Origin of the sequence: Streptosporangium subroseum (genome assembly GCF_900188345.1) — a bacterium.
GTDB classification, from domain to species: domain Bacteria; phylum Actinomycetota; class Actinomycetes; order Streptosporangiales; family Streptosporangiaceae; genus Streptosporangium; species Streptosporangium subroseum.
The window spans coordinates 25948-45519 of sequence record NZ_FZOD01000076.1; the positions used below are offsets into that span (position 1 = coordinate 25948).

Consider the following 19572-nt stretch of genomic DNA (forward strand, 5'->3'; position numbering starts at 1 on the left):
CAAGAGGGGTTCGCCGATCTGCTGTGGCCGACCAGGTCTCACACTTGCACGATGCGACGCCCGGGTCTCGAATGCGAGACCCGGGCGTCGCCATCTGTCGCGAGTTGCCCGGAACGGCCGAGCTTCCTCAGGCCGGACCGGTCCTGACCTCCCTGCGAAGGTCAGCCCATGTGCGGGTAGCGGTGGTCGGTCGCCGGGACGGTGGTCACCGCACGACGAGTGCGGCCCATCAGCTGTTATGGGTGGTAGGCGTCTCGGCGGTGTTTGATCGTCTGGATCGTCACGGTGTGCTTGTCCTCGTCGATGCGGTGGACCACGCGATACGTTCCACGTCGGGCGACATGCAGTCCCTCATACGGCTCTTGGAGGGGTTTGCCGACACGCCACGGCTCGCGTGCGACGGCACCGGTGATCAACTCCCAGGCAGCGGCCGCCACGGTCTCGGGCAGGCCCGAGGCGAGCGCGCGGCGGGCAGGCGGATCCAGGAGGACGGTGTATCGGTCGCTCACGCGCTCGCCTTGCCGAGGCGGGCCGCCATGATGGCGGCCATCTCCTCCTCGGTGGTCACGTCGCCGCTTGCCTCGGCGGCAGCGGCCTCGACCAGGTCGGCCCGCATTTCAGGGTCAGCGAGGAGTTCCAGCGTCTCCTGCGGGGACTCCCACTCGGCCACGGACACGATGACGGCATGAGGCCGCCCGTTCCGGGTGAGCGTGAAGTGATCGTGCTCGCGAGCAGCCCGGTCGGCCAACTCGGTCAGCCGGTCCTTCGCTTCGCTGAGCGGTGGGAATCAAGTGTCGGACGATGTGGCTTCATATCTGCATGAAGGCGATTGTGTACAGCGATGCGGGTGGCCCCGAAGTCCTCACCCTGACTGAACGGCCGGTACCCGACCCCGGGCCGGGCGAGGTTCGAGTGCAGGTTCATGTGTCCGGGGTCAATCCGACGGACTGGAAGATGCGCGCGGGCGGCGTGAGCGAAGGCATCTCCGAACAGGTCCCCAACCAGGACGGTGCGGGGGTCATCGACGCGGTCGGCCCCGGAGTGGATGCGGCACGGGTCGGTGAGCGGGTGTGGATGTGGGAGGCAGCATGGCGGCGGGCCGACGGCACCGCCCAGGAGTACGTGGTCCTGCCGGAGCGGCAGGCCGTCGCGCTGCCCGATCGGGCGTCGTTCGACCTCGGCGCGGCGCTGGGCATCCGGGCACTCACCGCGCACCGGGCGCTGACCGTCTCGGAGGGCGGCCCCGGCCGGCTCGCGCCCGGCGTACTGGTCGGGAAGACCGTGCTGGTCGCGGGCGGTGCCGGAGCGGTCGGTAACGCCGCGATCCAACTCGCCCGGTGGGCTGGAGCGCGTGTGATCACCACGGTGAGCGGGCCCCGCAAGGCAGAACTGGCCGAAGCCGCCGGTGCCCACCATGTCGTGAACTACCGCACTGACGATGCCGCCGTCGTGATCCGGGAGATCGCGCCCCATGGCGTGGACATCATCGTGGAGGTCGCACCCGCCGTGAACGCCGCCCTTGACCATGCGGTGGCCGCCCCGAATGCCGTCATCGCCTTCTACGACATCAACGGCGGACTCGACTTCACGTTCCCGATCTGGGTGGCCATGAGGGCGAACGTGCGCTGGCAGGGCATCTTCGTCTACACCATTCCCGAGACGGCCAAGGACGACGCGATCGCCGGTGTCTGCGCGGCGATCGCCGACGGCGCCCTGCGCGTGGGTGAAGACGCGGGCCTGCCCCTGCACCGATTCCCCATCGAACGCACCGGTGAAGCCCACGCCGCAGTAGAAAACGATGCCGTGGGCAAGATCCTCATCGACGTCACCCCCTCGCCCTGAACCCGTTCCGGCGGCACGCTGCTGGAGCCCGCCGCATGGAGGCCGTGCAGCCACCTACCGAGATCACTGGACCGTCGACCCTCGTTCAGGGCTGGTGACACCGTTTGTCAATGGCACCCGCAGCAGCGCCACGCCGCAGGCCCAGCGAGCCCAGCGGCAGTTCGGACGAGCGGGGCGGACGGCGGCACGGCATGGGTCGGGTCGATGCCCTGGTTGTAACGGGAAATGCCGTGAAATGGGTGACGCCCGGGTTTCGCATTCGCGACCTGGGCGTCACCCATTTCACGGCCTATTCGGAATAGCCGAGGCTCTTGAGACCGGGCTGCTGCCAGCTGGACCGCGGGATGTCAGCCCATGTGCGGGTAGCGGTGGTCGGTCGCCGGGACGAACGTCTCCTTGATCGTCCGGGCGTTCACCCACCGGATCAGGTTGAAGATCGAGCCGGCCTTGTCGTTGGTGCCCGAGGCGCGGGCGCCGCCGAAGGGCTGCTGGCCGACGACCGCGCCGGTGGGCTTGTCGTTGATGTAGAAGTTGCCCGCCGCGAAGCGCAGCCGCTCCGACGCCGAGGCGATCGCGCCGCGGTCCCGGGCGATGATCGATCCGGTCAGCGCGTACTGGGAGACGTTCTCCATCTGGTCCATCACCGCGTCGAAGTCCGCGTCGTCGTAGACGTGCACGCCGAGGATCGGCCCGAAGTACTCCTTGGCGAAGATCTCGTCCGTCGGGTCGGACGACTCCAGGATGGTCGGCTTCACGAAGTAGCCGACGGAGTCGTCGTAGGAGCCGGTCAGCACGTTGATCGAGTCGAGCGAGCGGGCCCGGTCGATCGCCACCTTGTGCTTGGCGAACGCCCGGTCGTCGATGACCGCGCCCATGAAGGTGGACAGGTCCGCGGCCACGTCGCCGACGGTCAGCGACTCGGCGGTGCCGACGAGCTCGTCGCGGATCAGCGACCAGATCGAGCGCGGCACGTAGGCGCGCGAGGCGGCCGAGCACTTCTGGCCCTGGTACTCGAACGCGCCGCGGATCAGCGCGGTGGTCAGCACCGCGGGGTCGGCGGAGGGGTGGGCCAGCACGAAGTCCTTGCCGCCGGTCTCGCCGACCAGGCGCGGATAGGACTTGTACGAGCCGATGTTCGCGCCGACCGTCGACCACAGGTGCTGGAAGGTCGCGGTGGAGCCCGTGAAGTGGATGCCCGCCAGCTCCGGGTGGGTCATCGCGACCTCGGAGACGGCCGAGCCGTTGCCGGTCACCATGTTGATGACGCCCGCGGGGAGCCCGGCCTCCTCCAGCAGCCGCATGGTGAAGTGCGCGGCGAACTGCTGGGTGGGGGAGGGCTTCCAGACGACGACGTTGCCCATCAGGGCCGCCGACGAGGGCAGGTTCCCGGCGATGGCGGTGAAGTTGAACGGCGTGATCGCCAGGACGAAGCCCTCCAGCGGCCGGTACTCCATCCGGTTCCACACGCCGGCCCCGGACACCGGCTGGTTGTCGTAGAGCCGGCGCGCGTAGTCCACGTTGAAGCGCAGGAAGTCGATCAGCTCGCAGGCGGCGTCGATCTCCGCCTGCTGCGCGGACTTGGACTGGCCCAGGATGGTGGCGCCGTTCAGCGTCTGCCGGTACGGCCCGGCCAGCAGGTCGGCGGCCCGCAGGAAGATGGCGGCCCGCTCGTCGAACGACAGCGCGCGCCACGCGGGCGCGGCCTTCAGCGCCGCGTCGATCGCGGCCCGCACGTCGTCGGCGGTGGCGTCAGCCGTACGGCCGAGCACGGAGGCGTGGTTGTGCGGCTGGACGACGTCGATCGAGGCGCCGCCGCCCATCCGCTGCTCGCCGCCGATCGTCATGGTCAGGTCGAGCTGGGCGCCGGTCAGTTCCTTGACGCGGTTCTCGAGCGCGGTGCGCTCCGCGCTGCCGGGGGCGTAGCCGAGCACCGGCTCGTTGACCGGGCTGGGAACGGTGAAGTTGGCATCCATCACTTGCCTCCAAGGGCACGAAGAAAGAAGGCGATGTTCGCGGGGCGCTCGGCGAGGCGGCGCATGAAGTAGCCGTACCAGTCGTCGCCGTAGGGGATGTAGACGCGCACCGTGTGACCGGCACCCGCCAGGGCCTGCTGCTTGTCGGTGCGGATGCCGTAGAGCATCTGGTACTCGTAGTCGCCCAGGGAGCGCCCGAAACGGTCGGCGAGGGTCTCGGTGATCGAGATCAACCGGTCGTCGTGCGTCCCCACCATGGGGTAGCCCTCGCCCGCCATGAGGATGCGCAGGCAGCGGACGTAGGCCTTGTCGACCTCGTTCTTGTTCTGGTGGGCGACCGAGGCGGGCTCGGCGTAGGCGCCCTTGACCAGGCGGACCCGGGAACCGCGCCGCGACAGGTCACGGCAGTCGGCCTCGCTGCGGAACAGGTAGGCCTGGATGGCGACGCCGGTGGAGGGAAAGTCCTCGCGCAGCGCCCGCAGGATGCCCAGCGTGGAGTCGACCGTGGTGTGGTCCTCCATGTCGAGGGTCACGTTCGCCCCGGCGGCGCGGGCGGCCTCACCGATCTGGCGGGCGTTCTCCAGAGCGATCTTGTCGCCGTCCGCTCCGAGAGCCTGGCCGACCGCCGAGAGCTTCACCGACACCTCGGCGCGGTCGCCGAGATTCAGCTCGCGCAGCGCGTCGAGCAACTCGACGTAGGCCCCGGCCTTCTGCGCGGCGGCCTTGGCGTCACGCGTCTCCTCGCCCAGATGGTCGATGGTGACGGTGAGACCGGCGTCGGTCAGGCGGTGGACCGCCCCGACCGCGTCCTGGGTCGCCTCGCCCGCGACGAAGCGGTCGACGACCTTGCGTGTCAGCGGGACGCCGGACACCGCGCGCCGGACCAGCGGCAGCCGGGATCCGGCGAGAAGAAGGGAACCAAGCATGTCCCCACCCTAAAACCCCAGCTCAAATATCCATTATGTGCATCTGTCACGACCGGTGTGAAGAGTGTTCATACATATGTATGACAATGGTGGGGTGTTGCAGGAGACCGTCGACGAGATCGCCGCCAGGCTCGGTGCCTCCGCCACCCTGGAAGACCGCTCGTTCCAGCTCCTGGCCTACGCCGCGCAGAGCGGCGACATCGACATGGTGCGGCAGGAGTCCATCCTCCGGCGCCGCGCGACGGAGGAGGTGCGGGCCTACTTCGAGGGGTACGGCATCGCGACCGCCCGCGGCCCCGTCCGGATCCCCGCCGACGCCGATCTCGGGGTGCTCGCCCGGGTGTGCGTGCCGCTGCGTCATCACGATGTGACGTACGGCTATCTCTGGCTGCTGGACGACGGCACGCTCGGCAACGCCGCGCTCGCCTCCGTGGCCGGCCCGGTCGCCCGGGTGGCCGCGGTCCTCGCCCAGGAGGTCCATCGCCGTCAGGACCTGGGCAGGAACCTCCGAGAGCTGTTCTCGACCGACGCCGAGGAGCGCTCCTGGGCGCTGTCGGAGCTGGATGTGCGCGGCCCGGTGGCGGCGATCGCCGTCCGGAGCTCACCGGACCGGGTCGCCGCGCTCTGGACGCTCCCGCGCGGCGTGCTCGCCGACTCCGCGCTCACCACCCAGGACGAGTCGCTGGTCGCGCTGCTCGTCCCGGCGGGCCAGGACTGGGAGCTGGCCTGCCGGATCCAGGCCATGTACGGCACGGCCGCCGGGGTCGGCGGCGCCCGCCCCGAGCCCGCGCAGGCCTGGCGGAGCTGGCGGGAGGCCGTACAGGCGCTCAGAGTGGCCGATCGGGTGCCCGAGCTCGCGCCCGTCGCCGCCTGGTCCGACCTCGGCGTCTACCGGCTGCTCGTCCGGCTGCCCGAGGCCGAGCTGCGGGAGCTGGCAGGCGAGATCGGCCACCTGGCGGAGGATCCGGAGCTCGCCAGGACGGTGGAGGGCTACCTCGACCGTGCCGGCCACGTCCAGGAGACCGCGTCCGCGCTCGGGGTGCACCGCCAGACGCTCTACTACCGGCTGGGCAAGGCCGAGCGGCTCACCGGCCGCGATCTCGCCGACGGTGAGGACCGGCTGCTGATCCACCTCGGCCTGAAGGCGGCCCGCCTGCTGTGACGGCCGGGAGCCGCCTGAGGGGCCGGAGGCCTCACGAGACCTGAGATCGAAGGCCGTACGAGTGATCGTCGCCTTTGCGCGCCCAGCTTCGGGCAGGCGATCGCCGCCCTGGCGGCGTCGGCCCTGGATCAGCTGCGCAGTCGTGCATTCAGGACATCAACCGGGAAGCCGTGTGACCATTCCCGCCCGGATCGCGTCTGGTCTGTTGTGACAATCGCAAGAACGCGGAGGGCATCATCATCGAGGAGCTTTACCGCGAGCACTGGGCGCTCGTGTGCGGGTTCCTGTTACGCCGCACCCGCGATCCCCACCTCGCCGAGGACCTGGCCCAGGAGACGTTCGTCAAAGCGACCAGGGCGCTGCTTGGCTGGCGCGGCGAGAACGCGGCCGCGTGGCTGCTCACCATCGCCCGCAATGTTCTGGTCGACCACGTCCGGCGCCACCGCCGTGAGCTGGCCCTGCCCGACTCCGACGAGCTTGGTGTGCCCGCGCTGCACGTCGAGTCGCTGGACGTGCGCGACGTCCTGGATCGGCTGCCCGAGCAGCACCGCAGGCTGCTCACCCTGGTCTATCTCGAGGGCTTCTCGCTGGTCGAGGTGGCCGCGATGACCGGGAGGAAGCACGCCACGATCAAGACCGCCGTGTGGCGGGCCAGAGCAGCCTTCGCCGACATCTACGGAGTTCCCCATGACTGAAGATGAACTGCCGCCCATGCCCGACTTCGACCCCAGGGCGACCCGCCGGGCGGTCCGGCGGGGTCTCACCCGTACCGCGATCATGGTGCTGGCGGCGCTGGTCGTCCTTGCCCTGGTGGCGACGGTCGGCTCCAGCCTGATCCAGCGGCGCGGTGATCGGGAAGAGCGCATGACGAGTGTGCTCGGCACCGCCTTCAAGATCTACAACCCCGGTTACAACATCGAAGTCCGAGACTGGGGCGCCACCACGCCGCTGTCGATGTCGTTCACCGTGGCCGTAAACCCGATGCGGGCCATCGGCGGGTTCGTCGCCGGCTACGGAGGCGCGGAGCACGTCATCACCCAGGACTTCTTCGGCCATGTCGGCCGGCAGCCGCTCGGCAACGGCGCCAACACCACCCTGAGCAGGGCGCTCGTCAACGTGAGCACCGGCAACCAGCCCAAGCAGGACAGCCGCAAGGTCCTGGCCAGGCTCCCGGAGGAGCTCAACGCGCTGGCGGTGGTCGAGTTCGTCAAGCCGCTCACCACCGAGGAGCTAACCGCCTTCACCGCCAAATACAAGTCATATGCCGAAAAAGTGGTATATGAACGGCGTCCCAGGTCGATCCCCATCACATGGGGAGGGATGACGATGTGGGACCGAGCCCCGATGCCGGCAATCAAGACCGGAGAGGACCATGAGATCGAGCCCGGTGAGGCGATCAAGCTGGATCTCTCGAACTTCCGCCGCTGGGTGGGCATCCTCAAGGACTACGACGACGACAACCTGCACGACTTCGATCTGAGCCTGGCCCGCCTGCGAAAGGCCGCGAACGACGGCCTGGCCTACGCCTACGTGGACTCGCTGGCCACGATCGGGAAACTGCGGAAGGTCATCGAGGATCCGCTGGTCCAGACGGTCCGCGTAGCGGACGTCACCTACGACCTCGAACGGCCCTAGAAGCGGGCCCCATCGGCCTGATCGACGGCTTGCGGTTCCGCGGGAGCCGGCCGTCCTGACCGTCAAGGACTCCGACGCTCAGCACCTCAAGCACCTCAAGCACCTTTACGTGGACTGACACCACGCGTACTTGCTGACGGCTTCCTCGACGACAGGCCGAGACCCGAGGGTCCGGAGGCCACATGAGACTCGGAGACCACATGAGAGGAGCGGGGTCCCCACCCTGGGGACCCCGCTCCTTCGGCCTGGTCGGCTGCCGCAGATCAGTGCTGGACGGCGGTGGCGAGGGCGTTCTCGTAGACCTGGACGAGCTCCTGGCTGATCCGCTCCCACGAGTAACGGGACCGGGCGCGGTCGGCGCCGGCGAAACCGATGGCGGTGCGCCGGGTCGGGTCGGCGAGCAGCTCGCGGGTGAGGCGGGAGGCCTGCGCCGGACGGTCGGCCGGGATCAGCAGGCCGGTCACCCCGTCCACGACGGAGTCGAGGTGGGCGCCCACCGCCGAGGCGATGATCGGCACGCCGCACGCCATGGCCTCCAGGGCGACGACACCGGCGGGGGCCTCGCGCGGCAGCGAGAGGACCACGTCGGCGCTGCGCATCAGCTTGGCCACCGAGGCGTGCGGGATGTGCCCGAGCAGGGTCACCCGGTCCTCCACCCCGATCTCCTTGGCCAGCAGCATGATCCGGTGCGCGTCGGCGTCCTGCGCCAGGTTCGTGTGGGCGGGCCCACCGGCGATGAGCAGCTCGGCCTCGGGGATGCCCTCCAGCGCGCGAACCGCGGTGTAGACGCCCTTGTCCTGGGTCAGCGGCCCGACGTGCAGCAGCCGGGGCCGGGTGCCGCGTGCCGCGGCCGGGCCCTGGCGCCGGAAGCGCTCGATGTCGACGCCGCAGGGGATCACGGAGATGTTGCGGCGCGGCACGCCCAGCCGGATCAGCGAGGACTCCTCGTCTCCGCACCCGGCGATGACCGCGCTGGCCCGGAGGCCGATCGCGCGCTGCAGCCGGACCTTCTTGACGTCGTGGGAGTTCTCGGTGCTGAAGGTCTGGGTGAACGGCACGTCGAGGCCATTGGCGCCGGCGATGGCGGCCAGACCACCGGTCCAGGAGTGCGCGTGGATGACGTCGGGACGGTCCTGCCCCCAGCGGTGCATGAGCTGCTCGCCGAGGTCGGACAGGTAGGGCAGCATGCCGTCCTCGGGCAGGTCCTGGGCGGGACCGGCCGACAGGTTCTCCAGCGTGACGCCCTGGGACACCCGGACCCGAGCCTTGCCGGCGTCGGAGTTTCTGCGGGTGTAGATGGTCACCTTGTGGTCCCGGCCCAATTCGCGGGCGATGGACAGAAGGTGGGCGCGCTGGGCGGCGAGGTCGGACTGGTCCTGGGTGGAGGAGAGAGCCTCGGAAGAAACGAATGCAATGTTCACGGCACACCTCTGGGAGGAGATAGGCATAAAAAGCCTGTGATTCCTTCAGGGGTGCCTGCGTCTTAGGCACACGTCTGTATGACTCAAACCATACCCGGATCCGCGCCGAAGGCAAACCTCAATACTTCCTGCTCTGCCTCAGCTCTTCGGCCCGGGCGCTCGGCACGTGCAGCTGAATCGTGCATCCGCCCAGGTCATGATGGATGTCAAGGCGGTCGCAGAGCTGCCTGGCGATCCAGAGTCCGTCGCCGGGCTTGGCTGTGGCGCCAGGGGGTCCCGGGGGAAGGAAGCCGGCGACCGGGTCGGCGACGCGTCCGCCCTCGCGGTGGACGTGGCAGGTGATCGCGCCCAGCCGTTCCCAGAGCCGGACCGTGACGGGCACCTCCAGCAGGGCGGCGATCTCGTTGACGACGACGGCGAGCAAAGTCGCCCGGTCGGGGCTCAGCCCGAGGAAGGACGCCTGCCCGATGATGAACGCCCGCAGGGAGTGCAGGGTGTCCGCGTGGACGGCGGCCGCGTCCTCCGGCGGTTCGAGGGGCAGGACGGAGTCGCACTCGCGGATGAACTCCACGGGATCGATGTACTCGGAGCAGCCCAGCGCCGTGTAACCGTCCGCCGACATCGCGGGGTGGGTACGCCGGGCGGACCTCATCACCTCCGGGTCCAGGACCCTCTCGTCGTAGGGGCAGAGCATCCAGACGTTGGTGCCACGCAGCAGCAGGTTGAGGCCCGCCTCCATGCGCTGCCAGGCCCGGACCTCGCCGGCCGCCCGCCCGGTCCACACGGGCTCGGCGATGATCCGCACATGCCCGCCGTGCGGAGCCTCCGGGGCGCGCCGCTGCCAGTAGCGGTGGAACGCCGTGGCGCGCTCCACCGTCCGGCGGCCGAGAAAGCCGCTCTCGGCGTAGTCGATCAGGCGGCCGTCCCTGCCGAGGGCGTCTCCGAGAAGTTCCAGGTTGGCCGAGGTGGTCGCGACCATCACCGGGTCGCCCTTGGCCAGCCCATCCTGGATGAACGGCAGCGCGACCGCCAGGAACCGGCGGTCGGAGTCGTAGACCGCCGCCTGGTGTATTGAGGTCATGTCAGGTCGTCCCCGCTCAGGCGCAGGCCGGGCGTCGTGTCCCAGCCGATCATCTTGATCAGTTGGTGGACGTGCGAGGACTCCGGCGACAGGCGCAGGGACCTCGGCGCCTCGAGCCCGGCGGCCAGGTCGATGATCGCCCGGAGCCCGGCGAGGTCGACGAAGGCCAGTTTGCCGACATCCACGTGGATGTCGCCGGACATCCGCCGCGCGGCCTCCTGCAGCGCCGTCGTGAACACCGGCAGGGTGGCGGCGTCCACCTCGCCCTCGACCCTCAATCCGTGGGGGTTGACCATGGGCCTGATCTTGAGGAGCCCGCCGTCGAAGCGCAGGCCCATGCTCACCTCACGGTCGTGGATTCCCCGCAGGCGGGGGAGCTGCTCTGGGGCGAACAGGCGCCGGTCGTACTGGCACACCGCCATCGCCGTGCCGGTGTCCAGGATTGGCTTTATCCGGGATTCGTACTCGGCGAGCCGTTCCGGGCCGGAGCGCAGGGCGCAGCTCATCTCACCGGTGACGCGCAGCGCCCGGTAACCCTGGCGCAACGCGCCGGCGGCGGCCTTGGCCAGGGACTCGACCGCCAGATCGGGATCGAAACACCCGCCGCTGAAGTAGGTCTCCTCCGCGCCGTCGATCCGCAACTGGCCCCGGGCCAGGAAAGGATCCGGATCCACGCCCCAGCCCCGGAGCAGCCCGATCAGAACCGCCGGGTGGGTCATGTCGGTGTGGTAGATGACCTGATCCCCCCGCGCCAGCCCGTCGGAGACGAACGCGGCGAGCACCGGCTCGCGCTCCTCGTCGTCGTCGAAGGTGAGACAGAGATGCTCTCCCGGCCGGATCCAACCGGGAGAGCGCTGATCATCGTCCTCGGGTGATGTCATCCTTCGTCTCCGCACTGCTGGACACGAGCGCTCGTCGCGCGGCGAGACCACTAAGCTACGCCAAGTTACACGACACGTAGGGCGAGTATCACGATCTCGTCCCATACCCGTCCGCCGGAGAACGCGTGCCGGTCCTCCTCCAGCGTCTTGACCACCGCCGCCGGAGACTGCGTCACACATCGCGCCAGCACGTCGGCGAGCCGGCTCTCACCGTATGACTCGCCCAGCTCGTTCTGCGAGGCCACCAGCCCGTCGGAGTAGAAGACCAGGGTCTGGCCGGAGGTCAGCGTGAGCTCCTCGTCGAACATCTCGGCCTCGGGCGCGATGCCCAGCGGCACGCCGCCTCCGGCGGTGAACCGTACCCCGCCGTCGGGCTGCAGCAGCGCGGCGGGATGGTGCCCCGCGCTGGCCAGCCTGATCTTGCGTGACCGCACGAACCCCGCCACGGCCATCACGAACATGCCGTTGCGCTGGGCGATCAGTGCCTGGTTCAGCTTGCGGAGCGCCTCGCCCGGATCGGACTCCCAGACGCTGAGCACGCGCAGCCCGTTACGCACCATGGCGCTGACAGACGCGGCCTCCTCGCCCTTGCCCGCGGCGCCCCCGAGGGCGAAACCCCAGCCGTCCTGGACGGGGAAGACGTCGTAGAACTCGGCGCCGACCGGGCTGGAGCCCGCGTGATAGATCGCCGCCGCCTCGAACCCGGGGATGTTCGGCAGGCTCCGGGGCACCACGCTGGTGCGCAGCGCGTCGGCGGCCTGGGAGCGGGTCTGGAAGCTGCGCCGGGCGCGCAGGGCGAGCCCGAGATGGACGCCGATCTCCTCCATCAGGCCCAGGTCGGCGAGGGAGAACGGCTCGCGGTCGCGCAGCCGTACCAGCGTGAGAGCGCCGAGGACGCCGCTCTCGCCGCCGATCGGCACGATCAGCACCGAGGCCGCGCCCATGACGCGCAGCAGCGGCGGCCCGCCGGGGACATCGCCGAGCAGCGTGTCCTCCTCCAGCATCTCGTGCACCACGCCCGAACCGCCGGTCAGCACGTTGGCGATGGCCGGTGCGGTCAGCGGGTTCATCCCCTCGATCAGGCGGACGAGCTGGGTCACCGGTTTGTCGCTCGGGCCGAGCGCGCAGGCCCGCCTGGGCACGCCGTCGCGGACCACGTCGGCGATCACCCAGTCGGCGGACTCGGCGGCCAGCAGCCGCGCGGCCCTGGTGACGGTCACCGGCTGACGCAGACTCTCCTCGTCGAGCAGCAGGCGGGTCATCCTGGACAGCAGCTCCTGCCGCCGGGCGGAGGCGAGGACCAGCGCGGCGTCCGACCGGTCGACCGGTCCGGGGGACGTCCCCGCGACCTGAGCCTCCAGAGGGAGGATCATGATCGCGATCATCTCCTGCGGCTCACCCGGCATCGTCAGCCGGGTGATGGCCAGCTGCACCGTGTGCGCACGGCCCTGGTGGGCCAGCCGGGTCTGGAATGTCGCGGTCTGCCCGCCCTGCTGAACCGCCGTCAGATGCGAGCGGAACGCCGCCCGCCGGGAGACGTCGACGAACAGCGGGAACGAGCGGCCGATCAGGTAGCCCGCCGGGCTGCCCAGCATCTGGGAGGTTTCAGCGCTGATCCGCCGGACCACCCCCGAACCGTCCAGCACCACCACGGGGACCGGGAAGGTGCGGAACACCTGCCGTAGTAGTTTGAGCTCTCTCTGTGATCCGCTCTCTCGCTCACCGGACCGCTTGGGCGTCTTGCGCAGCTCGCGCAGGGACGCCTCCAGCAGTTCGCGGGCGGTGTCGAGCTCGGCGAGCGCCGCGTCAAGTGTGGACCGGGGGTCTGCGGGGTAGGCGGATTTGGCCTCCCGCAGGGAGGAGACCCTGGTGGTGAGCGCCGTCAGCGCTTGTTCCAGGGCCTGAAGGCCAATGATGTCGGTCAATGCTCGTCCTCGTCGGCGGCCGGGATGGGGCTGGTCCCGTCGTAGACGGTACGCCACCCGGTGGATCAAATCGATGCGCGGTCAGATAGTGATTAAGCTAGCGAAACCGGGAAGGGATCTCGCGATATGGATATGGTCACTCCCGTTCTTGCCCGTGACCTCGCGGCCCTGGGCAGGGTCAGCGAGGAAACCTCGAGCGAGAGCGTGCTGCGCGGGCTCACCGTCACCCTTGCGAGCGGTGTGCCCGGTTGTGCCGGTGGTTCCGCCGAACTCTGGCGCGAGGAGCGGATGGTCGTCTCAGCCTCGCACAGCGAACTCATCGTGCTCGTCAACAGCGAGGGCGAACTCGGCGAAGGTCCGTCGGCCGAGGCCCGCGCCACGGGTCGCCCCGTGATCGTCCAGGACGTGCTCCACGAGCCCCGCTGGCCAGACTACGTCGGTATGGCGGTCCGCTGCGGTGTCCGCTCGGTCCTGGCCATGCCGATCACCGTCGAGCGCGCCGTCCTGGTCCTGGGACTGTACGGCGTGCGCCCCGGCGTCTTCGCGGCCAGGAACGTCCCCCCGCTGGCCGACATGCTGGCCGAGCAGGTGAACGTGGTGCTGGCCAACATGTGGGACTACGACGAGGTCCGGACCGACGCCGCCCAGATGCAGGAGGCGCTGGCCGGCCGGGCGATCATCGACCAGGCCAAGGGCATCATCATGAAATCCAGCGGATGCTCGGCCGAAGCGGCCTTCGACGAGCTGCGCAGGATCTCCCAGCATCACCAGGTGAAGGTGGCCGACCTGGCCCGGCTGCTGGTCGATGAACACCAGCGCAACCAGGAGACGAAAAAAGAGGCCTGAGGAGCGAGGAGCCCCCGGCCGGACGGGTCGAGCCTCCGGCCGGGCCGGTCGGCTCAGCCAAGCCGGTCGGGCTGGTCCGGCTGGTCGAACGCGGCGAGCGCGTCGTCGATCGTGTCGTAGAGGGGCAGACGCTGGGCCAGACCAGTGATCCACATCACCTTGGTCTTGGCGTACTCCACCCCGATGAGGGCGAACTTGGCCTTGGCGGTGGTGCTGAGCTGCCAGTGGTGGACGATGAGCCCGAGCGCCCGGGAGTCCATGAAGGTCACCCCGCCCAGGTCCAGGGCCATGTCAGGGCCGTGCTCGCCTGTCTCGGCCGCCAGGTAGTCGGCAAACTGATCCCTGGTCGTCGCATCCAGCAGACCGATCACCCGGACCACGTTGATCCCGCCGACCCGCACCGACGTCAGAGTCAGGGCTGCCGATCTCTCGCCGTTCTCCGACACCGTCACTCAGAGCCTCCTCGCCGTTCGATTAGCAACCCTACTGTTACCTGAGTGCGAGTAATACTCCGGGAATCCGGGGAATACTCGAAGCAGAGGTCCAGCAGAGGGCCTCGCCTCGAAAAGTGGTCGAGGCGATGCCGTCTGCCCGGAATTGCTCCGTGGGTCGGTTTCGCCCGACAGTAATACCAGGGAGCAGCAATGTCTGTTCAGGCACTCGAAATCACCGACATGACCGCCGAGGACCTCCTCGCCGAGATGGTCCTGCCTGAGGTCTCCGAATACCGCGCCGAGCGTCTGCGTGAGCGCATCGTTGAAATGCACCGCCCGCTCGCCATGGAGATCGCCCGCCGCTACCGCTACCGTGGCGAGCCGCTGGAGGACCTCCTCCAGGCCGCCTACGTCGGGCTCATGAAGGCCATCAACGGCTTCGACCCGACCCTCGGACACGCCTTCCGCGGTTACGCCGTGGTCACCATGACCGGTGAGGTCAAGCGACACTTCCGCGACCGCACCTGGGCCATCCGCGTTCCCCGCGTCTACCAGGAGCGCAGGGCCGAGCTGAACCGGCTGGTCGCCGACCTCAGCCAGGATCTCGGCCGCGCCCCGACGGTCGCCGAGCTCGCCGTGAAGATGAACATCACCGAAGAGGACGTCCTGCTCACCCTCGACGCCTCGGCCGCGTACAGCGCCCTCTCGCTCGACGCCCCGATGGGCGCCGACGACGACGCGGGGGCACTGGGAGACGTCATCCCCGACGAGGACGACGCGCTGGATGTGCTCGTGGACCGCGAGGCGGTCAAGCCGCTGATCGACAAGCTGCCGACGCGGGAGAAGAACATCCTCCTCCTGCGCTTCTTCGGCAACCTTACCCAGGCCGAGATCGCGGCGGAGTTCGGTATCTCGCAGATGCACGTCTCTCGTATCCTGCGGAAGGTGCTCGACCAGCTCCGTGAGGAACTGGTCGCCGAATGCTGATTACACCGCTCGCCATCGGGCACCTCAGTCGGCGACGATACGACGTGACTGAGACGATGCGAGACGGTACGACATGACTGTGACCATGCGACGTGACTGCGACGTGACATAGGGTGCGTTGAAATGATCCCCAGATGTTGAGGACAACGCCGCGATGGACCAGGGGAGGCGGATTTCGGGTGAACGAGGACGGTGCTCGTCCGGCTCGCTTCTTGCCGAGCGCCGATCGTTCCCGATCCTCCCTCGCCGGAACCGCCGTCGCCGAGCTCGCCTTCTTCCTCCCCGACCTGCCTGACGTGCGCGATTTCGCCGCCGCACGGGCTGTGCGCGGGGGGATGCCGGAGGAGGATCTGGCCGACTTCCTGGTCGCGGTGAACGAGGTGGCCACCAACGCGGTCACGCACGGTCATCCCACCGCCAAGGCCGTGCTGCGGATGTGGAACGTCGGACGGACCCTCGCGGTGGAGATCCACGACGAGGGCCGGTGGGATCCCGGCCCCGCTCCCGGCGAGACGCCGCCCGCTCCCCACGCGACCAGTGGCATGGGGCTGTGGGTGGCCCGGATGGTCAGCTCGGACATCACCTTCGAGACCGGTGCGTCCGGCACGTTCATCACGATGTTCTTCAAGGTCTGAACGGGCTCTTCTGAATACGCCTCACCCATGAGGTGACCGACCATGAGAAGGAGTGCCATCCGGGTGGATGGCACTCCTTTCTTATGCGAATACGCCCTTCTGGATACGTCCCACCCCTGGGGTGACCGACCACAAAAGGAGCGCCGTCCGGGTGGACGGCGCTCCTTCTCGTGCGAACAGGCCCTTTTGGATACGTCTCACCCCTGGGGTGACCGACCGTGAAAGGAGCGCCGTCCGGGTGGATGGCGCCCCTTTTCATGGGGTCGTTCTTGGTATGTCGTTGGTGCGGCCGATCAGCGCCGGGTACGGCGCCAGTTCCCGCTCCGCGTGGCGCCGGCCGTACCGATCCCGGCCTGGTGCAGCGCGAGGAGAAGCAGGCCGAGGAGCAGGAAGGTGGTGCCGCTGATGCCGGCGATGCTGGTGCCGATCAGATCAAGTAAAAGGCCGAGGCCGAATACGATTGCTGCAGCGATTGCGAGCATGGGTCACCTTGTCCCAGCAGAAGAAGTGGTCAGGAGCTGCTCCAGCATCGCCCGATAGTCACGCAGAGCGGTGCGGAGTTCTTCGGTGTCGTTCTGGTCGCTGTTCTTCCAGCGGCCCTGGAGTTCGGCGGTCCGGGTCTCCAGCGCGGTTCGCAGCGAGGTCGTGATCTCGTCGAGCAGGGAGTCCGCCCGCTCCACCGAGTCGCGGGGATCGTCCACGAAACCCGCCTGAACCTCCTGCCAGCGCCTCCGCACCTCGTCCGGGTCGTGATCGAACAGGGAGGTGCTCGCGGCGGGCTGGTACGCGGCGGGCGCCGAGCCCTGCCGGTCGGAATCGATGACGGTCACGTCCTGGTCGAGCCCGTCACCGGGCGGGTCGGCGATGACCGCCGGGGCGCTGTCGTCGAGCCCGTCGTCGTGGCGTGTGGAGTCGATCACCGGCGGCTCCTGGTCGAGCACGTCGCCGGGCCTGCCGTCGTTCAGGTCGTCGTCCAGCTTGTCACCCAGGTCGTCGTGCCCCGGGCGAGGGTCGTCCACGCGACCGGCCACGAGGCTGTCGCCCGAGCGGTCGTCACCCAGATCGTCGCGTCGGTCGTCCAGATCACTTGTCCGATTCGGGAGGGTGTCACCGTGGTGCTCCTCGAATCCAGGGGTCACGTCGGTGCGCTGCGACGGCACGTTCAGATCGTCCTCGTCCTGCTTGTTAAGAAGGTGATCGTTGTCTCGTCCAATTCGATCGTTCATTTTGGTTACCGTCCTTGCGCATCGCGGCGGGCAGCTCGCTCGTCGTCGTTGATGGGTTCCTGGTGATCGGCGTCGGCGGCGTGCCTGGGGGACTGGTCACCGGTGACGGCGCCCCCGGAGTCCGCGAGCAGCTCCTCGAACAGGGCGCGGTAGTGCACCATGGCCTGCCTGAGCTCCTCGGTGGAAGCCTCCTGATGGGCGGCGCGACTGCTGATCTCATGGGCCTGCCGGTAGTGGCCGAGGGTGCGGCCGTGCACGACCGAAAGGTCGGAGAGCCGCTGCTCGAAGTCCTCGGTCGGGTAACCTCGCTCAGCCATCACGGAGGTCACGAGCTGGTCGGCTTCGGTCACCGCAAAGCCCGGGGCGTCCACGAAGCGCTCCTGGACCTCCATCCACTTCTTGGCATAGGCCTCGCGCGTTTCGGAGTCGAGCGGGCGGATGTCGAGCGAGTTGACACGCTGCTCACGGGCGGCGAGCTCCTGCTCGGCCTCTCGCCGGGTGTCACGCTCCTGCACGGTACGTTCGTACTCGGGGCCGAATCGGTCGCGAAGTCGGTGCCGGCGTTGTTGCTGCAGTACGAAATAGCCGACTGCGATGATCGCCACCACCGCGGCCACGACGACGGCCACCCAGATCACGGTGGACATGTCTGCCTCCGGTTGTGTAAGCGGTTGTTTCCGTGCGCTGCCCCAGGGTCAGGGCTCGAAACCGCCTATCCACGTCCGTGATTTTTCGCTAGGCAAACCGCATGTCGCCTTTTGTCGGTCCTTATCAAGGAACGAATGCTTTTTTAGATTCTTCTTTACCCGGCGTTCGATGCCCACGGGTCGCGACCCGTGGGCGGGTCCCAAGCCCTGTGATGACCGTCCGTGCCTAGTCCTGGGCGGGCTCCAACGCTCTCCGGGCCTCGGCCAGGACCGTCGCGACAAGCGACCCGTCGGGGGAGGCGGGAATCTCGAAGAACCCCCGCTCGGGCTCGTAGGCGATGTCCAGCTCGCCGGAGACCAGCCGGCCGGCCCAGCGCAGCGCCGTGTTGAGCTTCTCGGCGGAGATCGCACGCCCCTGCGCGACGGACGACAGATTGCGCAGGTTCGTCGCGGGACCAGACTGGTTGTGCGCGCGGTTCAGCTTCCACGGGATCGCCCGGGAGTGGTCGAGCATCGGTTTGGAGAGCCCCGCGGCCCGTTTCGCCTGCAAGATCCCGGACTCGCTCACTCCGAACCGCGCGGCCAGCTCCGCGTTCGTCAATCCTCGCTCCGCCAGTCGTCGCAGCTCCTCCGGGTCGATCAGTGCCTTACGCCCCACGTCTCCCAGCCCCTTCGCCTGATCGCATGTTTCGGCGGACGTTGTGGCGTGCACAGGTCCCTCCGATCTGCGCTAAGGTTAGTGACGTCCAGCCCGATAGGGCGCAGGACAGACCGGGACGTAGCGCAGCTTGGTAGCGCACTTGACTGGGGGTCAAGGGGTCGCAGGTTCAAATCCTGTCGTCCCGACGCATGTCGGAGGGCTGATCCGAGGAATCGGGTCAGCCCTGACTGCATTTGGGGACCACGATCGTCTGGCTCCGGCGCGGCCGGCGCCCTTTGACCGCGGGTCAAGGATTCCACGGGGGATCGGCGGAGGCTTCCGCTCCCGCGACGTACTTCGCCGTCCTCAAATGCAGTGAGCGGCCCCCACGTCGCGATCTTCGAGCGAATCTCGGCTGGTACGACCTGCGCAGCTGCGCGCAGCAATCTGGGCTGCAGTGGTTCTGCCGACTACGAGGCCGCCGCAGCGGCCGAACCGCCACAACGATGGTGCCCGCCGGGGCGGCACAAGCTCACTCCCCGGTGGGCCGACCCAACGTGCGACCCCCACCGCGCCTGTTGTCTATGCGAGTTCGACGGATGACCTGCTGCTGGCCGCGGCGCTACGCCCTCGACTGGCCGCGGACTACCACCACGCGACGCGGAGTGAGTGACCGGCCCGCCTGCTGCGTTCGCTTGGCGGCGCTCGGTCGCTGAGAGCCGACGCCGACCGATGCGATGACCGATGCGATGACCGATGTGCGCTCCGATGGCCCGGCATAGGTTCTCTTTTTGGTCCAGACCGGAAACGAGAGAGATCAGCCATGTCCCTGAATGAGAATGTCCGGGTAGCCGTCGTCTATTACTCGGCGACGGGAACCGTCTTCGAGCTCGCCAAGGCCGCCGCCACCGCCGCGGAGAAGGCGGGCGCCGAGGTCCGGCTGCGCAAGGTGCGCGAGCTGGCCCCCGCCGAGGCCATCGCCACCAACCGGGGCTGGAGTGACCACGTCGGCGCCACGCAGCACATCGTGGAGGCGTCCCTGGCCGACCTGGAGTGGGCCGACGCGATCATTTTTGGTACGCCTACCCGCTTCGGGCTGCCGTCGGCGCAGCTCAAGCAGTTCATCGACACCGCCGGCGGCCTGTGGGCGCAGGGCAAGCTGGTCGACAAGATCGTCTCGTCGTTCGCTGCCAGCGCCACGTCGCACGGCGGGCAGGAGACGACGATCGTCGCGCTGAACAACACCTTCTACCACTGGGGATCGATCATCGTCCCGCCCGGCTACGGCGACCCGATCCAGTTCCAGATGGG

At 68.7% G+C, this 19572-nt stretch carries 20 protein-coding genes, 1 tRNA gene and 1 pseudogene; 9 read left to right on the top strand and 13 right to left on the bottom strand.

The features are described from left to right. Positions 1–236 precede the first annotated feature (236 nt). Together CHC08_RS41400 and CHC08_RS41405 are read right to left on the bottom strand one after the other, a co-directional pair. A complete protein-coding gene (locus tag CHC08_RS41400) occupies positions 237–509 on the bottom strand; it encodes a type II toxin-antitoxin system RelE family toxin (RefSeq protein ID WP_089212859.1) in 273 nt (90 codons plus the stop codon). Beyond that, positions 506–769, bottom strand: a pseudogene (locus tag CHC08_RS41405) (type II toxin-antitoxin system Phd/YefM family antitoxin); the annotation flags it as partial. The gene CHC08_RS41400 and the pseudogene CHC08_RS41405, both read right to left, overlap by 4 nt. Positions 770–819: 50 nt before the next feature. Between CHC08_RS41405 and CHC08_RS41410 the strand changes: the two are divergent. Further along, positions 820–1842, top strand: coding sequence for an NADPH:quinone reductase (locus CHC08_RS41410; RefSeq protein ID WP_089212861.1), 1023 nt, complete (start codon positions 820–822; stop codon positions 1840–1842). Positions 1843–2189: 347 nt separating this feature from the next. Here CHC08_RS41410 and pruA read toward each other — a convergent pair whose 3' ends face one another. Both pruA and CHC08_RS41420 read right to left on the bottom strand, forming a co-directional pair. Beyond that, complete coding sequence (pruA, locus tag CHC08_RS41415) at positions 2190–3815, bottom strand: L-glutamate gamma-semialdehyde dehydrogenase (RefSeq protein ID WP_089212862.1); 1626 nt, start codon at positions 3813–3815, stop codon at positions 2190–2192. Next, on the bottom strand, positions 3815–4741 hold the full coding sequence (locus tag CHC08_RS41420) for a proline dehydrogenase family protein (protein ID WP_089212863.1): 927 nt from the start codon (positions 4739–4741) through the stop codon (positions 3815–3817). Before CHC08_RS41420 ends, pruA begins: the two co-directional genes overlap by 1 nt. 94 nt (positions 4742–4835) lie before the next feature. Between CHC08_RS41420 and CHC08_RS41425 the strand changes: the two genes are divergently transcribed. The 3 genes from CHC08_RS41425 to CHC08_RS41435 all read left to right on the top strand — a co-directional run bounded on the left by CHC08_RS41425 (position 4836) and on the right by CHC08_RS41435 (position 7538). Then, a complete protein-coding gene (locus CHC08_RS41425; protein WP_245878892.1) occupies positions 4836–5903 on the top strand; it encodes a PucR family transcriptional regulator in 1068 nt (355 codons plus the stop codon). A gap of 239 nt (positions 5904–6142) precedes the next feature. Continuing rightward, complete coding sequence (locus CHC08_RS41430; RefSeq protein WP_275937244.1) at positions 6143–6598, top strand: RNA polymerase sigma factor; 456 nt, start codon at positions 6143–6145, stop codon at positions 6596–6598. After that, the gene (locus CHC08_RS41435; RefSeq protein ID WP_143653567.1) at positions 6591–7538 is read left to right on the top strand and encodes a hypothetical protein; all 948 of its coding nucleotides are present in this window, start codon (positions 6591–6593) and stop codon (positions 7536–7538) included. Before CHC08_RS41430 ends, CHC08_RS41435 begins: the two co-directional genes overlap by 8 nt. Before the next feature lie 263 nt (positions 7539–7801). Here the strand turns inward: CHC08_RS41435 and CHC08_RS41440 are convergent, their stop codons facing one another. The 4 genes from CHC08_RS41440 to CHC08_RS41455 form a co-directional block, all read right to left on the bottom strand. After that, positions 7802–8959 carry a glycosyltransferase gene (locus CHC08_RS41440; RefSeq protein ID WP_245878893.1) on the bottom strand — a complete coding sequence of 386 codons (1158 nt, stop codon included), beginning with the start codon at positions 8957–8959 and terminating at the stop codon, positions 7802–7804. Positions 8960–9077: 118 nt separating this feature from the next. Then, positions 9078–10040, bottom strand: coding sequence for a sensor histidine kinase (locus tag CHC08_RS41445; RefSeq protein ID WP_089212868.1), 963 nt, complete (start codon positions 10038–10040; stop codon positions 9078–9080). Then, on the bottom strand, positions 10037–10921 hold the full coding sequence (locus CHC08_RS41450; protein WP_179282511.1) for an MEDS domain-containing protein: 885 nt from the start codon (positions 10919–10921) through the stop codon (positions 10037–10039). Before CHC08_RS41450 ends, CHC08_RS41445 begins: the two co-directional genes overlap by 4 nt. A gap of 65 nt (positions 10922–10986) precedes the next feature. Beyond that, on the bottom strand, positions 10987–12846 hold the full coding sequence (locus CHC08_RS41455) for a SpoIIE family protein phosphatase (RefSeq protein ID WP_089212870.1): 1860 nt from the start codon (positions 12844–12846) through the stop codon (positions 10987–10989). 126 nt (positions 12847–12972) lie between these two features. On the opposite strand from CHC08_RS41455, the gene CHC08_RS41460 reads away from it, so the two are divergent. Continuing rightward, positions 12973–13692, top strand: a complete 720-nt coding sequence (locus CHC08_RS41460; RefSeq protein WP_089212871.1) for an ANTAR domain-containing response regulator — start codon at positions 12973–12975, stop codon at positions 13690–13692. Positions 13693–13745: 53 nt separating this feature from the next. On the opposite strand, the gene CHC08_RS41465 is transcribed toward CHC08_RS41460, so the two are convergent. Further along, positions 13746–14144 (bottom strand): STAS domain-containing protein, encoded by a 399-nt coding sequence (locus CHC08_RS41465; protein ID WP_089212872.1) that lies wholly within the window; start codon positions 14142–14144, stop codon positions 13746–13748. Between the two features lie 192 nt (positions 14145–14336). Here CHC08_RS41465 and CHC08_RS41470 point away from each other — a divergent pair, with 192 nt between their 5' ends. Together CHC08_RS41470 and CHC08_RS41475 are read left to right on the top strand one after the other, a co-directional pair. After that, positions 14337–15113 carry a SigB/SigF/SigG family RNA polymerase sigma factor gene (locus tag CHC08_RS41470; protein ID WP_089212873.1) on the top strand — a complete coding sequence of 259 codons (777 nt, stop codon included), beginning with the start codon at positions 14337–14339 and terminating at the stop codon, positions 15111–15113. A 179-nt stretch (positions 15114–15292) separates the two neighbouring features. Then, complete coding sequence (locus CHC08_RS41475; protein WP_089212874.1) at positions 15293–15748, top strand: ATP-binding protein; 456 nt, start codon at positions 15293–15295, stop codon at positions 15746–15748. 293 nt (positions 15749–16041) lie between these two features. Here the strand turns inward: CHC08_RS41475 and CHC08_RS41480 are convergent, their stop codons facing one another. The 4 genes from CHC08_RS41480 to CHC08_RS41495 form a co-directional block, all read right to left on the bottom strand. Continuing rightward, positions 16042–16230, bottom strand: a complete 189-nt coding sequence (locus CHC08_RS41480; RefSeq protein ID WP_089212875.1) for a hypothetical protein — start codon at positions 16228–16230, stop codon at positions 16042–16044. 3 nt (positions 16231–16233) lie between these two features. Then, positions 16234–16974: a hypothetical protein gene (locus CHC08_RS41485; RefSeq protein WP_089212876.1), complete on the bottom strand. Its 741-nt coding sequence runs from the start codon at positions 16972–16974 to the stop codon at positions 16234–16236. 5 nt (positions 16975–16979) lie between these two features. After that, a complete protein-coding gene (locus tag CHC08_RS41490) occupies positions 16980–17621 on the bottom strand; it encodes a hypothetical protein (protein ID WP_089212877.1) in 642 nt (213 codons plus the stop codon). 226 nt (positions 17622–17847) lie between these two features. Then, positions 17848–18279, bottom strand: coding sequence for a hypothetical protein (locus CHC08_RS41495; RefSeq protein WP_089212878.1), 432 nt, complete (start codon positions 18277–18279; stop codon positions 17848–17850). Positions 18280–18393: 114 nt separating this feature from the next. Between CHC08_RS41495 and CHC08_RS41500 the strand changes: the two genes are divergently transcribed. Continuing rightward, positions 18394–18467: transfer RNA gene (locus CHC08_RS41500), tRNA-Pro, on the top strand. 617 nt (positions 18468–19084) lie between these two features. Then, positions 19085–19572, top strand: a 488-nt coding sequence (wrbA, locus tag CHC08_RS41505; protein WP_089212879.1) for an NAD(P)H:quinone oxidoreductase, incomplete at its 3' end; no start/stop codon positions are given.

Coding starts and splice junctions, on each gene's coding strand:
- CHC08_RS41420 (WP_089212863.1), bottom strand. CDS start 4,741: ATGCTTGGTTCCCTTCTTCTCGCCGGATCCCGGCTGCCGCTGGTCCGG.
- CHC08_RS41470 (WP_089212873.1), top strand. CDS start 14,337: ATGTCTGTTCAGGCACTCGAAATCACCGACATGACCGCCGAGGACCTC.
- CHC08_RS41450 (WP_179282511.1), bottom strand. CDS start 10,921: ATGACATCACCCGAGGACGATGATCAGCGCTCTCCCGGTTGGATCCGG.
- CHC08_RS41485 (WP_089212876.1), bottom strand. CDS start 16,974: ATGAACGATCGAATTGGACGAGACAACGATCACCTTCTTAACAAGCAG.
- CHC08_RS41460 (WP_089212871.1), top strand. CDS start 12,973: ATGGATATGGTCACTCCCGTTCTTGCCCGTGACCTCGCGGCCCTGGGC.
- CHC08_RS41410 (WP_089212861.1), top strand. CDS start 820: ATGAAGGCGATTGTGTACAGCGATGCGGGTGGCCCCGAAGTCCTCACC.
- CHC08_RS41480 (WP_089212875.1), bottom strand. CDS start 16,230: ATGCTCGCAATCGCTGCAGCAATCGTATTCGGCCTCGGCCTTTTACTT.
- CHC08_RS41435 (WP_143653567.1), top strand. CDS start 6,591: ATGACTGAAGATGAACTGCCGCCCATGCCCGACTTCGACCCCAGGGCG.
- CHC08_RS41445 (WP_089212868.1), bottom strand. CDS start 10,040: ATGACCTCAATACACCAGGCGGCGGTCTACGACTCCGACCGCCGGTTC.
- pruA (WP_089212862.1), bottom strand. CDS start 3,815: ATGGATGCCAACTTCACCGTTCCCAGCCCGGTCAACGAGCCGGTGCTC.
- CHC08_RS41490 (WP_089212877.1), bottom strand. CDS start 17,621: ATGTCCACCGTGATCTGGGTGGCCGTCGTCGTGGCCGCGGTGGTGGCG.